General features: G+C 65.4%; 11 protein-coding genes, 2 tRNA genes and 1 rRNA gene. 2 read left to right on the forward strand and 12 right to left on the reverse strand.

What is annotated here, in order from left to right; translation table 11 throughout:
* Positions 1 to 16: 16 nt before the first annotated feature.
* Positions 17 to 175, reverse strand: a complete 159-nt coding sequence (locus tag CFB18_RS15345; RefSeq protein WP_159461700.1) for a hypothetical protein — start codon at positions 173 to 175, stop codon at positions 17 to 19.
* Positions 176 to 346: 171 nt separating this feature from the next.
* Between CFB18_RS15345 and CFB18_RS10460 the strand changes: the two genes are divergently transcribed.
* Both CFB18_RS10460 and CFB18_RS10465 read left to right on the forward strand, forming a co-directional pair.
* Positions 347 to 1,090, forward strand: coding sequence for an ABC transporter permease (locus CFB18_RS10460; protein ID WP_088571756.1), 744 nt, complete (start codon positions 347 to 349; stop codon positions 1,088 to 1,090).
* Between the two features lie 48 nt (positions 1,091 to 1,138).
* Positions 1,139 to 2,146, forward strand: a complete 1,008-nt coding sequence (locus CFB18_RS10465) for a PrsW family intramembrane metalloprotease (RefSeq protein WP_088571757.1) — start codon at positions 1,139 to 1,141, stop codon at positions 2,144 to 2,146.
* A 115-nt stretch (positions 2,147 to 2,261) separates the two neighbouring features.
* Here CFB18_RS10465 and CFB18_RS10470 read toward each other — a convergent pair.
* From CFB18_RS10470 to CFB18_RS16290, 11 genes are all read right to left on the reverse strand, one after another.
* Positions 2,262 to 6,755: ribosomal RNA gene (locus tag CFB18_RS10470) — 23S ribosomal RNA — on the reverse strand.
* A gap of 245 nt (positions 6,756 to 7,000) precedes the next feature.
* A tRNA-Ala gene (locus tag CFB18_RS10475) sits at positions 7,001 to 7,073 on the reverse strand.
* A gap of 8 nt (positions 7,074 to 7,081) precedes the next feature.
* A tRNA-Ile gene (locus CFB18_RS10480) sits at positions 7,082 to 7,155 on the reverse strand.
* 227 nt (positions 7,156 to 7,382) lie between these two features.
* Positions 7,383 to 8,030 (reverse strand): Uma2 family endonuclease, encoded by a 648-nt coding sequence (locus CFB18_RS10485; RefSeq protein ID WP_088571758.1) that lies wholly within the window; start codon positions 8,028 to 8,030, stop codon positions 7,383 to 7,385.
* Between the two features lie 236 nt (positions 8,031 to 8,266).
* The gene (locus CFB18_RS10490; protein WP_088571759.1) at positions 8,267 to 8,683 is read right to left on the reverse strand and encodes a RidA family protein; all 417 of its coding nucleotides are present in this window, start codon (positions 8,681 to 8,683) and stop codon (positions 8,267 to 8,269) included.
* A 21-nt stretch (positions 8,684 to 8,704) separates the two neighbouring features.
* A complete protein-coding gene (locus tag CFB18_RS10495) occupies positions 8,705 to 9,532 on the reverse strand; it encodes an AAC(3) family N-acetyltransferase (protein ID WP_159461701.1) in 828 nt (275 codons plus the stop codon).
* Between the two features lie 9 nt (positions 9,533 to 9,541).
* Positions 9,542 to 10,315 carry an enoyl-CoA hydratase gene (locus CFB18_RS10500; protein WP_088571761.1) on the reverse strand — a complete coding sequence of 258 codons (774 nt, stop codon included), beginning with the start codon at positions 10,313 to 10,315 and terminating at the stop codon, positions 9,542 to 9,544.
* A 32-nt stretch (positions 10,316 to 10,347) separates the two neighbouring features.
* Positions 10,348 to 11,133, reverse strand: coding sequence for a CPBP family intramembrane glutamic endopeptidase (locus tag CFB18_RS10505; protein ID WP_088571762.1), 786 nt, complete (start codon positions 11,131 to 11,133; stop codon positions 10,348 to 10,350).
* 78 nt (positions 11,134 to 11,211) lie between these two features.
* Positions 11,212 to 12,381, reverse strand: a complete 1,170-nt coding sequence (locus tag CFB18_RS10510) for a phospholipase D-like domain-containing protein (protein WP_143597585.1) — start codon at positions 12,379 to 12,381, stop codon at positions 11,212 to 11,214.
* Between the two features lie 25 nt (positions 12,382 to 12,406).
* Positions 12,407 to 12,772 carry a hypothetical protein gene (locus CFB18_RS10515; protein ID WP_088571764.1) on the reverse strand — a complete coding sequence of 122 codons (366 nt, stop codon included), beginning with the start codon at positions 12,770 to 12,772 and terminating at the stop codon, positions 12,407 to 12,409.
* Positions 12,769 to 14,727, reverse strand: a complete 1,959-nt coding sequence (locus tag CFB18_RS16290; RefSeq protein WP_159461702.1) for a M6 family metallopeptidase — start codon at positions 14,725 to 14,727, stop codon at positions 12,769 to 12,771. The genes CFB18_RS10515 and CFB18_RS16290 overlap by 4 nt, the downstream gene beginning before the upstream one ends.
* Positions 14,728 to 14,957: the final 230 nt, after the last annotated feature.

Raw genomic sequence — 14,957 nt, forward strand, 5'->3', positions numbered from 1 at the left:
GGTTGTGGCGATGGGCTCAGGGGGTGGGCAGGAACAGCGGGAAAGGCGTTGGCGTCGGCGGAGGCGGCGGGGCGCTGGTGATCAGGCTGGTCAGGATCAGACTGATCACCGCCAGGATCGCCAGGATGATGAACAGCGTTTGTTGCCATGGGCGTGCGCGCGGACGACGAGCCATTGAGCCTTGCACCCCTCGAGATATTCCACGAAGCCTGGTGCGAATTCTTGGTATAACGGGATCAGTGTCCTCGCGTTCACGCCCATTATTATAATCGAGGTTCGTTTCGGGGCTCTCAGCCAAGACATCGGATCGGTCCCTCATCTCATTCAAGCGAAGGAGGCGTAGGAGATGCCGCGTCGCGGCGAAGTGTTAGTGGCCATGGGGGTGCTGCTTGTCCTCTGGCATATCCTGGCGGCGCTGGTCCAGCGTCCCATCCTGCCTGCCCCGTTCACGGTAGGGATTGCTCTGGTGAGGGGTTTCCAAGGAGAGCTGGGATGGCACTTCCTGGCCAGCGCCGGGCGGGTGATCATCAGCATCCTCCTCTCGATTGCCACGGCAGCTCCTCTGGGGTTGCTCTTGGGACTCAGCCCCGGGCTGCACCGGCTGGTTTCTCCTTTCTTGTATCTGCTGTATCCGATCCCCAAGGTCGTGTTGGTGCCGATCCTGATCCTCTTCTTTGGGGTCGGGGACCTGGCCAAGATTCTCCTTATCTATCTGATCCTCTTCTTTCAGATCCTGGTGCTGGTCCGGGATGCAGCAGCGGGCCTGCGGCCAGAGTTGCTTCTCTCCGTCCGCAGCCTGGGAGCGGGGCGGCGGGCTCTCTTCTGGTTCGTTTACCTGCCCGCCTCCCTGCCGGCCATCCTCACGGCGGTGCGCCAGAGCATCGGCACGGCAGTGGCTGTGCTGTATCTGAGCGAGCTCCTGGCCACTCGTTACGGGCTGGGCTACTACATTTACATCCAGGCCAGCACGTTTTTTGACTATCCGGCAATGTATGGCGGGATCGTCTTGATGAGCGGGATGGGGCTGGCTCTATATCTGGTTGTGGACGCGCTGGAGCGGCGCTGGTGTCGCTGGCAGTTCACCTCATAGCCGGATGCATGCTTTCTGGGTTCCTGATGGCCTCCGGAGACTGGGGCAATGATCGGGCTGGCACTTCTTCTGGGTTATCTTCCCATGGTAAGCTACGCTCTTTTCGTGTGGTGGCTGGATCGCTATGAGAAGGAGCCGCTCCGGCTGGCCTCTACGGCCTTTTTATGGGGACTGCTCCCGGCCATCCTGATCGCACTGCTGGCGGAAGTGGCCCTGGAGCCTCCCCTTGAGGAGGGGCTGTGGAGAGATCTGATCTCCAGCGGTCTGATCGCCCCCCTTGCCGAAGAGACCGCCAAAGGGCTCTTCCTGGCCTTGCTGTTCCTCCGGCGCCGGGATGAGATCGACAGCCTGTATGACGGATTCCTCTATGGCTCCCTGGTGGGCTTTGGTTTCGCGGCGACCGAGAACGTTTTCTATCTGATTGGAGCGGGAATCGAAGGGGGAACCGCAGCGATGCTGGCCCTGGCATCCCTGCGGGCGGGGATCTTCGGCCTGAACCACGCCTTCTTCACCGGCTTCACCGGCCTGGGGTTGGCGATGGCGAGGCTGTCGCCTCGAGGGTTTCGGCGCCTTTGGGCTCCCCTGGTCGGATGGGGCGCAGGGGTCGGCTTCCACGCATTCCATAACGGAGTGCTGACCCTCGTCAGCCATCTGGGGGATGAGGGAAGCGCCCTGGTGGGTTGCCTCACAGTTATAGCAGGGGACTGGATGGGGGCGCTGTTGGTGTTCGCCCTGGGGCTATGGGGACTGTATCGAGAACGTCTCTGGATCACATGGTATCTTGGGAAGGAGGTCGAACGCGGAACCCTGCCTCCAGCGGTCTATCAGGAGTGTCGCTCAGCGTGGCGGCGGGGGTTCCGGCGGTGGGGTGCTCTGTTGCGAGGAGACTGGCAGGAATGGAAGCGATTGGGAGATCTATATGGAGCGGCCATCGAGCTGGCCTTCCGTCAGCATCAGCGGCTTGCGCTGGGGGAACAACGCTGGGAGAAGGAAATCGCACGCCTTCGGGAGAGGATCCGAGCCCTGACCGCTCCTTCAAGGATGGGTGATTCATAAAAACAAAAGGACCGGTGTTCAACCGGTCCTTTTGTTTTTCACGCGCACTCACATGTAGAGAAGTGGAAGGGTGAACCGAACAGAGCGTGGGCTCGGGGGACGGGTTCTCCGCGTCACGTGTAAGCCCTCGGCCGTTAGTACCGCTCAGCTTCACCCGTTACCGGGCTTCCACCTGCGGCCTATCAAACCGGTCGTCTCCCGGCGGCCTTACCCGGTCAAAGCCGGTGGGGGGCCTCATCTTGGGGTGGGCTTCCCGCTTAGATGCTTTCAGCGGTTATCCCGTCCGGACGTTGGCTACCCGGCGATGCCGCTGGCGCGACAACCGGCACACCAGAGGTCCGTCCACCCCGGTCCTCTCGTACTAGGGGCAGCACCCCTCAAGCCCCCAACGCCCACAGCGGATAGAGACCGACCTGTCTCACGACGGTCTGAACCCAGCTCACGTACCGCTTTAACGGGCGAACAGCCCGACCCTTGGGACCTTGTCCAGCCCCAGGATGCGATGAGCCGACATCGAGGTGCCGAGCGAGGCCGTCGATGTGAACTCTTGGGCCTCACCAGCCTGTTATCCCCGGGGTAGCTTTTATCCGTTGATCCACGGCCCTTCCACACGGAACCGTGGGGTCACTAGGCCCGGCTTTCGCCCCTGCTCGGCTTGTCAGCCTCGCAGTCAAGCCCCCTTATGCCCTTGCACTCAACGGCGGGTTTCCATTCCGCCTGAGGGGACCTTTGGGCGCCTCCGTTACCTTTTAGGAGGCTGCCGCCCCAGCAAAACTGGCAACCAGGCACTGTCCGCCGCCCGGGTTCACGGGTCGGCGTTAGGGCCAAGATTTGACCAGGGTGGTATTTCACCGGCGGCTCCACCCGAGCTGGCGCCCGGGCTTCTCAGCCTCCCACCTATCCTACACAGGCCAAACCCTAACCCAATACCAGGCTCCAGTAAAGCTCCACGGGGTCTTTTTGTCCCGCTGCGGGCACTGCGCGTCTTCACGCAGTTCGCAGTTTCGCCGGGACCCTCCTCGGGACAGCGCCCCGGTCGTTACGCCTTTCGTGCGGGTCGGAACTTCGCCTTCTCCCAGTGTTTCCACTGGAGGCAGACTATCCCTTCACCTCACCCGAGCACCCTTAGGAGATCCTCCTTCCGATAACGACGCTTGCCGCCCGGATTCATCTCATACGCCAGATCGATGATGCGCCTCAGATACTCCCGATTGCGATGGCGATTCGCGTGAACCCAGCGGCAAATTTGGGCGAAACGTTCAAAATCTGCCCGCTTCGCTGTTTGCAGAGGATAGCGCTCAAAGTGGGGAAGCACGCGTTGCACGATGTCCGAGATCGATCGCACTTCCCATTTGTAGGTGCGGTCCCCGCGCGAGTAGCGGATGGCTCCGCAACCGAAGAAACGGCGCAGGGCTTTCAGCACCTCCAGCGAGCGCTCATTCAGGGCGACAGCGAAAGCGGGACGCACCTCGATCCCTGTAGACAGCGAGGGACGCAGATTGAAACTCACCATGAAACTTCCCTCGCCGTCTACCAGCCCGGTCACATACCAGGGATCCAGTTGCATCATCTCGCCCCACCTCATCCGGAAGGAGGCTCCATAGGCGCCCTTGGCTCGCCGCATCTGGGCGAGGGGTGAGGGCCGGCGTGTTGCGCGGGGTGGGGAACCGCGCCTCCCCTTTCGGGTCAGTCGTTACGGGGTCAAGCCCGGCGAGGACCGGGCCGACTTCCCTCGGGATCACCCCACGCCGTCCCGCACCACGGCAGGAGGGCTCCCCCGATATGAGCCGGCGTTTCATCTCCCCTCGCGGGGAGAAGGGGCAAGCGATCGGCTTACCCGACAAGGAATTTCGCTCACCTTAATCCGCGGCTTTCGCCACGGGGTGGACCATCTCTTCATCCGGCCAGGAGCTCTTGGCGGATCCGCTCCAGCGCAGGGCGGTCAGCGGCGTTCATGCGAGAGGCGATCTCGATGATCTCCAGCAGTCCCTCCCGGGTTCGATGTCGCCCTTGTTTTATCAGGAGGAGGATCCGCCGGAACCGGCGCATCTCGACGTTCTTACGGGTTTTCAGGGGATGCTGGAGGAAGAACTCACAGATGCGCTCCAGGCACTCCAGCTGTCGAACCCGGTAGGCGTAGCGGTCTTCATGGTTGGGGCGGACCACGCCACACCGGAAGAACCGTTTCAAAGCGTAAAGTACCTGGATATCCCGGCGGTGCCGGACGACCACGAACTCCGGCAGGACCTGATAACCAACCTTCAGCGAGGGATGGCGGGTGATGGAGACGTGGAAACAACCTTCGCCATCCACGAACCCCACTACCCAGTCTGGAGACAGATCCATGAATGGCCTCCCGGCCGGATACCCGGCGTATGGTCTCTGAGGATCCCCGCCGGAGTTGAGCCCGGGGGTTTCCTGCGGATTGCCCAATCCCTCACCATTTTGACGCCGGCCTTCTGCCGGAGACGTAGGGAGGGCTCTAAGGGCTTTCCCGCATACAGCCGGGTATTGCCCTGTCGGTTACCCGACAGGCAGGCAGCGCCTTTCCGGCGATACCTTAGGACCGTTATAGTTACGGCCGCCGTTCACCGGGGCTTCAGTTCAGGGCTACACCGGCCGAAGCCGGGTCACCCCTCCCCTTAACCTTCCGGCACTGGGCAGGCGTCGGCCCCTATACTTCCCCTTACGGGTTAGCAGAGACCTGTGGTTTAGGTAACCAGTCGCCAGGGCCTGTTCACTGCGGCCTCCTCGGGCTCGGCCCGAAGGCCTCACCCTACGCGAGGCACCCCTTCTCCCGAAGTTACGGGGCCAGTTTGCCGAGTTCCCTGAGGAGGGTTCTCCCGTCCGCCTTGGCGCGCTTACGCCAGCCTACCGGTGTCGGTTTGCGGTACGGGCACCCGGGCTTCAACGCTTAGAGGCTTTTCTCGGCAGTGTGGGCTCGACCACTTCCGCCGGGTTTCCCCGGCTCGCCATCATCCCTCAGGCTCCGGCGGCGGATTTGCCTACCGCCTTCATCGCCCTAAGGACTTGGCACCGGCACAGCCAGCGGCCGGCTGGCCTACCCTCCTGCGTCCCCCCTTCGCTCCACCCGGGTGGGGCCGGAATATTAACCGGCTGTCCATCGGCTACGCCTTTCGGCCTCGCCTTAGGTCCCGCCTAACCCGACGCGGATCGACCTTGCGTCGGAAACCTTAGGCCTTCGGCGGACGCGGTTCTCACGCGTCTTCCGCTACTCGTGCCGGCATTCTCACTTCCGCACGCTCCACGCGTCCTCACGGTCGCGCTTCCACGCGTGCGGAACGCTCCCCTACCGCTCCCGTGCCTCATCGACACGAGAACCCGCTGCTTCGGCGCCGGGCTTGAGCCCCGTTACATTTTCGGCGCAGGGCCGCTCGACCAGTGAGCTGTTACGCACTCTTTAAAGGATGGCTGCTTCTAAGCCAACCTCCTGGCTGTCATAGCAGCCCCACATCCTTTCCCACTGAGCCCGGACTTGGGGGCCTTAGCAGGCGGTCTGGGTTGTTCCCCTCTCGACCATGGAGGTTATCCCCCACGGTCCGACTCCCACGCTGCACGTGGCGGCATTCGGAGTTTGACAGGGTTCGGTAGCATAACGCCCCTAGCCCTACCAGTGCTCTACCTCCGCCACGGACCGCGTGAGGCTAGCCCTAAAGCTATTTCGGGGAGAACGAGCTATCTCCGGGTTCGATTGGCATATCACCCCTACCCACAGCTCATCCCACACCTTTGCACTGGTGATGGGTTCGGGCCTCCACGGGGGATTAGCCCCGCTTCACCCTGGCCATGGGTAGCTCACCCGGTTTCGCGTCTACTCCCGGCGACGAGACGCCCTGTTCGGACTCGCTTTCGCTCCGGCTCCGGGTGTGACCCCCTTAGCCTTCGCCACCGAGAGTAACTCGCCGGCTCATTCTCCAAAAGGCACGCCCTCAGGCATTGCCCCCAAAGGGGGCCATAGCCCTCGGACCGCTTGTAGGCATGCGGTTTCAGGTTCTATTTCACTCCCCTCACCGGGGTTCTTTTCACCTTTCCCTCACGGTACTGGTGCGCTATCGGTCGCCAGGGGTATTTAGCCTTGGAGGGTGGTCCCCCCTGCTTCCCACGACCTTCCACGTGGGCCGTGGTACTCGGGATCCCATCCCCGGGAGGCCTTCGACCTTTCGCCTACGGGGCTATCACCCTCTATGGCGGGCCTTTCCAGACCACTTCGGCTAGGCCAAGGCTTGGTAACTCCCTGAGGCGTCCGAGGCCGCCCCCGGATGGGTCCCACAACCCCCACAGGGCAACGCCCTCGGGCTTTGACACCCTGTGGGTTTGGGCTCTTCCCCGTTCGCTCGCCACTACTAGGGGAATCTCGGTTGATTTCTTTTCCTGGGGGTACTAAGATGTTTCAGTTCCCCCCGTGCCCCTCCGTGGCCTATGGATTCAGCCACGGATGCCTGGGGTTCACCCCAGGCGGGTTTCCCCATTCGGGCACCCCCGGGTCATCGCGCCCGCACACGGCTCCCCGAGGCTTTTCGCAGTGTGCCGCGCCCTTCATCGGCCCCTGGCGCCAAGGCATCCACCGCATGCCCTTACTCGCTTACACGTGACGCGGAGAACCCGTTTCCCGAGCTGCCCGCGTTGCTTTCCTCCATTCCACGCTCTGTTCGGTTGTTAAGGTGCACATCGGACTCCTCGCCCGACTCACCCTGACGAGCCCCTTCCCGGCCCGCCAGCGGATGGCCGCTGGCTCCCGCCTCCGAACCAAACCCCGCCCGGCCTCGGGAGCCAGCCTCCATCCGGCAGCGTTGGATTATAACGAGGAGTCCCTCTCCTGTCAAGGTGCTCAGGTGGAGATGACGGGATTCGAACCCGTGACCTCCTCCGTGCAAAGGAGGCGCTCTCCCATCTGAGCTACATCCCCACCTCAGGTGGGCCTGCCTGGACTCGAACCAGGGACCCCTCCCTTATCAGGGGAGTGCTCTGACCGCCTGAGCTACAGGCCCACACGGCATACTGCGCTTATGATTTTATACGCCGATCGCGTCCCCTGTCAAGATGCCGCCCGACCGGGGGCCCAAGGAGGATCCTCGAGCTGGGGGCCTGAATCCCTTTCAGAGAAGGTCGATCCTTGAGATCCGCCCCGCATCCCTCTGAGGATGAGGTTCCCCAAAGCGTCCACCTCCACTCCGGACTTGCCTTGTGGAACACTCGGCGTTGTCTTCTTGTCTTCTTATGGCCCGGGTGCCCCGAGGATGGCCTGCAAACATTCCGTCACGGGAGGCCGGGGGATCTGAAACAGCCATCCCACCTCCAGCCAGAACCCCGGCACCGCGATGCTGGCCACCCGTCCCGTCCGCACCCCCTCCACCGCATATCGATCCCCCCGCCGCCGATGCGCCCACAGCACCCCCTCCTCTCCATCCACCCCCCAATACTCCTCCACCCCCGCCCGCGCATACTCCTCCGCCTTCTCCCACAAGTCCAGCGTCCGCGTGGAGGGGCTCACCACCTCCACCACCAGAACCGGCACCACCTCCAGAGGCACCCCCCGCGCCCGTCCCACATCCTCCGGACGGAGCACAAACACGTCCGGCTCCCGCACCACCTCCGGCAAAATCCGCACCGCTGCCGGCCCCATCAAAACTTTCCCCCACCCCCTAATTTCGCAATAGCCCCGGAGAAGCCAGTAGAGGAAACCGACGAGATCCTGGTGTTCCGCGGTGGCCGGTGAGTGCATCAGGACCTCCCCCCGGACGAACTCCCAAATCCGGTCCTCCGGCGCCTCCCGAAGATAGCGCTCCAGCGTCCATCCCCCCATCCGGATCACATACGGCTCCCGCACCGGAACCTTCCGCTCGTCCACCACCATCACCCCCATCGCCACCTCCTGGGGATCTCTGTGGGCCGCCGTTCAGGACCTCGCCTCGCCCCAGCCGCCCAACCGAAGAGCTCCACCGACATGATGAGCCGGGTCCTCGGAGCGGTCAACCGAAGGGAAACAGCCTTCCGGCCCCGCCCGAAGGATCGGAGGAGCTCCGACCGGCCCTCTTCCCAGCCAGGTCAGAGACCATCGGTGAAGGAAGCGCCCGCATCCCCTCTCCTCGGGGAGATCCCTCACCGGCACCCGCAGGCCTCCGGAGAGGGGCAATCGCACACCTCTGCGATCGCCTCGATCTCCACCCGGGCTCCCATAGGCAGCGTGGCCACGCCCACCGCCGAACGGGCGGGGGGCATCTGCGGGAAGAACTCGGCGTAAACGGCGTTCATGCGAGGCCACTCGGAGAGATCCACCAAGAACACCGTGGTCTTGACCACGTGACGAAGACAGGACCCCGCCGCTTCCAGGATCGCCCGCAAATTCTCCAGGGCCTGCCGGGTCTGGCTCTCGATGTCCGGCCCCGCCAGCTGACGGGTCTCCGGGACCAGGCCCAGCTGGCCAGCGGTGAAGATGAGGTTCCCCACCCGGATGGCCTGGGAATAGGGGCCGACGGCGGGAGGAGCTTTCTCCGTGGCGATCGCTTCCCGAGCCATGATGCCTCCTCAGCGGTGGATTCAGGCGGGACGCGAGCCGTAGAGGACATGCTGGCGAACCGCGTGACAGAGCAGGCACATGGGGTCCTCGCAGAGCAGGGCCATAGGATCCCGGCGCAGGAGCTCCAGAAGGATCTCCACCATCCGCCCCATGGGCAGCCCCTGGAAGACCCGCTCGCTCAGGTAGACCCGACGGGTGATCGGCTCCAGACGCGGCGCGGCGGCGCCGAAGCCTCGACGACACCCCGGGAAGCCCGGCAACTCCACCACCCGGCGGTCCATCAACGCCCAGCGGAGGAAGGTTTTGCGCCCGGCCAGGGCTTCCACGTAATGGATGGCCACGTTCATCGTGTGATCGGCGCCGAGGAGCAGGACGTCGCCCCCTTCCGCATGGAGCCAGCGCAACGGCCCCCAGGGATCCTGGAGGGATTGGGCGGCGGCGACCGCTTCCGCCCGCGGGCCCACCGTGACGAAGGAAAGGACGGGGTGCTCGCTCCGGCGCGCGCCGGGCAGCCGACGGGCCATCTCCGGGAACGAACCCCACTCCGGATCCGCCGCGAGATCCGGGCGGAAAAACACCGCCCGGGCGTTGCCCCCCTGCATGGCCAGGTAGACCACGCCGTTATCCGGCGGGCCCGTCCGCGGATAGACCATGGTGGAAGAGGTGAAGGCAGGGGTCAGCCAGGTCTCGCCGGCCATGGCCGCCTGGACCGCGCCGAGGAGGGTGGCGATGCCCCCTCGCACCTGCTCCGCCGCGTCGGGGGCGGCCACGATGAGGGCCGGGCCGTCCGGGTTCCAGCGGATGGCCTCCAGGGCCAGAACCAGGGTTCGGAAACCGATCGGTCCCACCACCGGAGCTCAGCGTCCTTTCCATTCGGCCTTGCGCTTCTCGATGAATGCCCGCATTCCCTCTTTCTGATCCTCCGTGGCGAAGAGGATATAGAAGAGCCGGCGCTCATATTCCAGGCCGTCCCGCAGGCTGGTCTCGAAGGCTTTGTTCACCGCCTCCTTGGCCAAGCGGACGGCGATGGGCGGCCGGGCGGCGATCTCCTTCGCCAGACGGATCGCTTCCTCCAGGTAAACTTCCACGGGGACCACTCGGGAAACCAGCCCGGCGGCCTCCGCCTCCCGGGCGCTCATGTAACGGCCGGTGAGGATCATCTCCATTGCCTTCGACTTGCCGATGGCCCGGGTCAGGCGCTGGGTGCCCCCGGCCCCGGGCATCACCCCGATGTTGATCTCCGGCTGGCCGAAGACAGCGGTCTCCGAGGCGATGATGATGTCGCAGGCCATGGCCAGCTCGCAGCCCCCACCCAGGCACCAGCCCGAGACCGCGGCGATGATCGGCTTGCGGATCCGCTGGATGCGATCCCAGCGGGCGATGTGATCCCGCAGCAGCATCTCCACCGCGCTGGCCTCGGCCATCTCCTTGATATCCGCCCCCGCAGCGAAGGCCCGCTCGTTCCCCGTGATCACAATGCAGCGGATGGCCTCGTCGCGATCGAAGGCCTCCAGAGCCGTCGCCAGCTCCTCCATCAGGACGCTGTTGAGGGCGTTCAGCTGCTGGGGGCGGTTCAGGCGGATCAGCCCCACGTTCTCGATGGTCTCCACCAGGATCGAGGTGTAGGCCATGGGACCCTCCCGCAGGCTGAGGATGGGATCTCCTACCGGAAGTTCAACAGGAAGATGGCCTCGAGGGTGGCGTAGAGGTTGAGGGTCATGTGCATCACGATAGGCGGCCAGAGGGACCGGGTGCGGGCCCGCAAACCGGTTAGAGCCAGGCCCACCAGGAAGGCCTGGGCGATCCAGAACCATTGATCCGCGGTCCCTCCATAAGTGAAGAGGTGGAGCAGGGCAAAGATCAGCGAGACGAGATAGACGGCGAACATGGGGCCCACCCGCACCGCCAGGGCGGGATACAGGAGGCCCCGGAACAGCAGCTCCTCCGTCGGCGGGCCGACCAGCACGGCGAGGAACCCCATCGCCGCCCAGCCCAGGGGATCCCGGCCTCGGAACAGAGGGGCCAGGTTCTCCGGGATCACCGGCCGGCCCGACGCCATGGTGACCGCATCCAGCGCCACTGCTAAGCCCAACGCTAAGAAGGGCACTGCCCAGATGGGGATGCGCGCAGGGGGAACCAGGCGCAGGGCGGGGGCCAGCGGGCCGCGCACCCACAAGCGCAAGGCAGCCCCCACGGTGATCAGGGTGAACAGATAGATGAAGCCGCTGGCCAACCCCGTGAAGCGCCCGCTAGCGGCCGCTCGGGCGTAGGCGGCCTCGAACGGCTGGCCGGGCATCGCCACGACCCAGTAGATCAGAAAGAAGAGGACGCCCAACATGAACTGGACCATCAGGAAATACGCCAGGGCCGTCAGAGCCAGGCCGATCCCCCAGGGCGGGGCCGGCTCCAGCTCCTCAGACGGTGCGGAGGAGGATGGGGCAGGACGCATCTTCACGCGCTCCTCATTTCACGAAATATCGAAGGAAATCGATCCGAGCTCCCGGGGCCGGGCCGGCGGGCCTCTTCCTCATCGCGCCCACGCCAGCGTCCCATCCGGCCACCCGCCCCCTCGGGGCGGGTTCAGAGCCTGCTCATAAACCCGGGCGAACTCCGACTCAAACCGGGCCGCCATCGCCGGATCCGTCACGATCAGGAAGTTCTCGTCGTTGTCCTGCTCGGCGTTGCGGGAGAAGTTATAGGACCCGAAGATCACCACCCGACGGTCGATGACGAAAACCTTATGGTGCATGTTGTAAGGGTTGCCGTCCTTCAGCACGTCGATCCCCGCTCGCCGCAGGCGGTTGAACTGGCTCACCGGGGATCCCGCGCCGCTGGACTCGAACACCCCATGGATCTCCACCCCGGCCCGGGCCCGCTCCAGCAGCGCATCGCCGATCCGCGGGTGCGTGAAGGCGAAGGCCATGAACACGATGCGCTCCCGCGCTCCCCGGATCGCCCGCACGATGGCCTCCACCGTCGGATCCTCCGGGGCGAAGTAATTTTCCACCGAGATCCCCTCGATGGTCAATCGCGGGACCGTATCGCCGGGGGAACGGGCAGGGCCGAAGGCGCGGCGCTCGAACATGGCAGCGAACTTGGCGGCGTAGTTGCGGGCCAGCTCCGGCGAGCGGAGGAGAGCGGCGTTGTTGTTGTTTTGATAGACATCGTTGTCCGTGAAGTTCATCGATCCCGTCCACACCCGATCGCCGTCGATGACCATGAACTTGTTGTGCATGTAGCCCTCCCGCTCGTCGGTGACCACGGGAATGCCCCCCGCCCGCAGGCGGGCGACGGCCTTCGTGTCGGCGTTGTCGGTCTCGGTGACCACTCGAACCCGGACGCCGCGATCGCGAGCCCGCAGGAGGGCCTCCGCCACTGGCATCAGATCGATGTCGTATACGGCCACGTCCAGGGTCCGCTGAGCGCCGTCGATGGCCGCGATGAGGGCATCGGCTACACCTCCCCGATGGAACTCCGGGGCGTCCGGGAAACGCGGGGCAGTGAAGAAGACCTCATACCATCCCCCCTCGCCGGAGGGAGCCGTGGAAGGCGGCGCCCCGCCCCGGCCCATGCACTGCTGGGCCATCCCCAGGGCCGCCACCAGGATCAGCAGGACGACCAGGCCGGCCAGGGATAGAGGCCGGGATAACGCACGAGACCTTGCCTGTAGCAGACTCCGCCTCCTGCGCGCGCTCAAAGGGACCTCCGGAAGGGAAATGCGCTCACCCCTCCGGCTCCTCCGAAGGGGGGTCCGGGAACCAGTCCCGCAGGGCCTCCAGAGTCCATTCCAGACGCTGCCCCGGCGTCCAGGCTTCCCACTCCGGAGGAGGCGCCAGCCCCCATGGAGAGAGCAGCTCCCCCGCCTCCGCCGCCGGGGCCCGAGCTGCCCGGCCGATGCGACGCATGGCCAGGCGCACCCGCTCGCCGGTTCTCTCCGGGGCGGACCCCACCCGCGCCATCGCCCAGCCGAGCAGGCGCTCTGCCTCTGCGTCTGTCAGCCCGCTCCGCCAGCTCTCATCCTCCAGGGCCCGCTCCAGCCAGGCCGCCAGCCCGGGTTCCAGCGTCCGTTCTTCCTCGCTCTCGCTCAATGCCAGCCTCCGGTGATCTGCGGAAGGGCGATCCGCAACGTGTAGGGCGCGGGCTCGGTGGTGAACCGCGCCAGCGCCGAGATCGCCAGCACCACCCGGCGATCCGGCCCCGCCTCGACGAGCCCCTCCCCGGTCCCGTCCGCCCGCAGGGGCAGCCGCTCCACCCGGGCCTCCCCATCCCTCCGGAGGCGGAGGACCTGGAGGGCGAAGCGCACGGGGACCTCCGGGGCGACCCGGGCCCAGCCCTCGGCCTCCCACCCGGCCTCCTCCTCGGCCCCATCCCGGAGCCCGATCTCCGGGATCTCGATGGCGTCTAAGGCCACCCCGGGGCGGTTGACGGCGTCATCGGTGACCACCTCGAAGCGCAGGCGGATCACCTGCCCCGCGTAGGGGGTGAGATCCACCGTCTCGGTGATCCAGCGCGGCCTCTCCCCTCCCCCGCTCACCCCCGTGTAGCCCCATCCCAGGTTGTTGTGATTGGGGTTCGCGTCGGTCCCCGAGGGCGTGCGCAGCATCGTCCAGCGCCGCCCTCCATCCGTGGAGACGCTGACGTAGGCGTAATCCCAATCCTCCTCCAGATCATACCAGATGCGATAGCGCAGGGTGGCCCGCGGGACTCCCCGCAGATCGACGATGCGGGTCAGGCGGGGGTTGCTGTCGTCCCCCCGGACCGCATACCAGAACCGCCGACCCTCGAAGGGGGAGGCGGCGACCAGGGGGAGGACGGAGGAGCCCCGGAAGGAAAGGGCCAGGGTCCGCCCGGCCGGGAGCTCGATGTAATCCGTGGCGTAAGGGAACACCGTGTCCCGGATCTCCTGCGGGAGGCGGTTCACTCGAACGGCCCGCCGGGGCTCCGGAAGCTGCAACGCCCGGTAGCGCGGCCCCGAGGCGGGCTCGGCGTGATCCAGGAAGTTTGCCGCAACCCATTCCAGAAAGAAGGCGTCAGCGTCCTCTCCCACTCCCCACTCGCGCAGCACCGCGTCCACAGCCTCCAGGCCGTTCTCGGGATGGGCCACCAAGCGTCGGGTGGCCTCTTCTCCGAAGCGCTCCAGGAAGTATGCCAGGAAAAGGAAAGCGGCCCCGTAGTGCTCCGCGTTCCCCTCCTCCTGAGTCCCCCAGGTGTTCAGCTGGGTGTCGGGCTGGACCAGGAAGGCGCTCTCGAAGCCGCCCACGTCGTAGCCGCTGAGGAAGGCGGCCAGCTCCGAGGCTCCTTCGTTCAGCCAGGTCTCCTCGTTGCGATCGTGATACCAGTGGATCATGTGCTGGAACTCGTGGGCCAGCACCCCGTGATAGAAATCCGAATTGATACGCACGGCGTCGAGATTGATGTAGAACATCTCCGCCTCGTTGGAGTCGGCCCGCACGGCTTTAGGGAACTCATCCTTGCTGGCGTAATAGCCCGCCACACCCCCCAGCCCGCCGGCGTGGAGGATGAAGAGATGCGGATCGCAATCCACGCCGGGCGTCCATTCGCTCCCAAAGAATTCACGGACGGTTGGATAGGTCCGTTGCTCGAAGGCCTCGGCGGCCGCCCGCAGATCCGCCGGGTCCACCGTCCGCCCTTCCTCCACCCAGAGATACGCATGGGGGGTCTTCTCCCGCAGGACTGCCGTGACGGTGAAGGTCTCGTTCGTGTCGTTGTTGGAGACCAGGAAGTCCCATCGGGCGCCGAGGGGGAGATCACGATCCGACCGGCATGCCGTCTCCGGGGTGTTGGGCGGGAGGCCGTGATACCGCACCGCCAGATCCCGCAGGTCCCGCACCGGAGGATCTGCCTGCAGGAGCGCCTGGAGGGTTTCCGCAGCGTCTGGGGCTTCGACAGGGGTGGGCGTCCCCCGGGGAGCGGTCGTCGGAATCGCTGGCGTGGGGGTTGGGCCGGGCACCCCGCCGCGCCCGCACAGCCCTCCCAGGGCCAGCGCCAGAAAGAACCAGCGGATGATCCCCGTTCGAGTCATCAAGGGCTCCACAGGAAATCCAAGCTCTGGCTCTATCATAATCCCACACCTGGGGATGGCGCTTCCCCCCTGCGCGGTGTCCGGGAGGTCCTGAAGCGCCCTGCTCACCGATTCGCTCGCCTCCAACCGCGCCTCACCGCTGATGGGGATGGGATCATGCGCCGGTCTGTCGAGGAGTTGCCGGAGCTGAGCGCAGCGGCCGAGGAGGAGGGACTTCTGCCACGCATCCA

The organism is Thermoflexus hugenholtzii JAD2 (assembly GCF_900187885.1).
GTDB lineage: Bacteria > Chloroflexota > Anaerolineae > Thermoflexales > Thermoflexaceae > Thermoflexus > Thermoflexus hugenholtzii.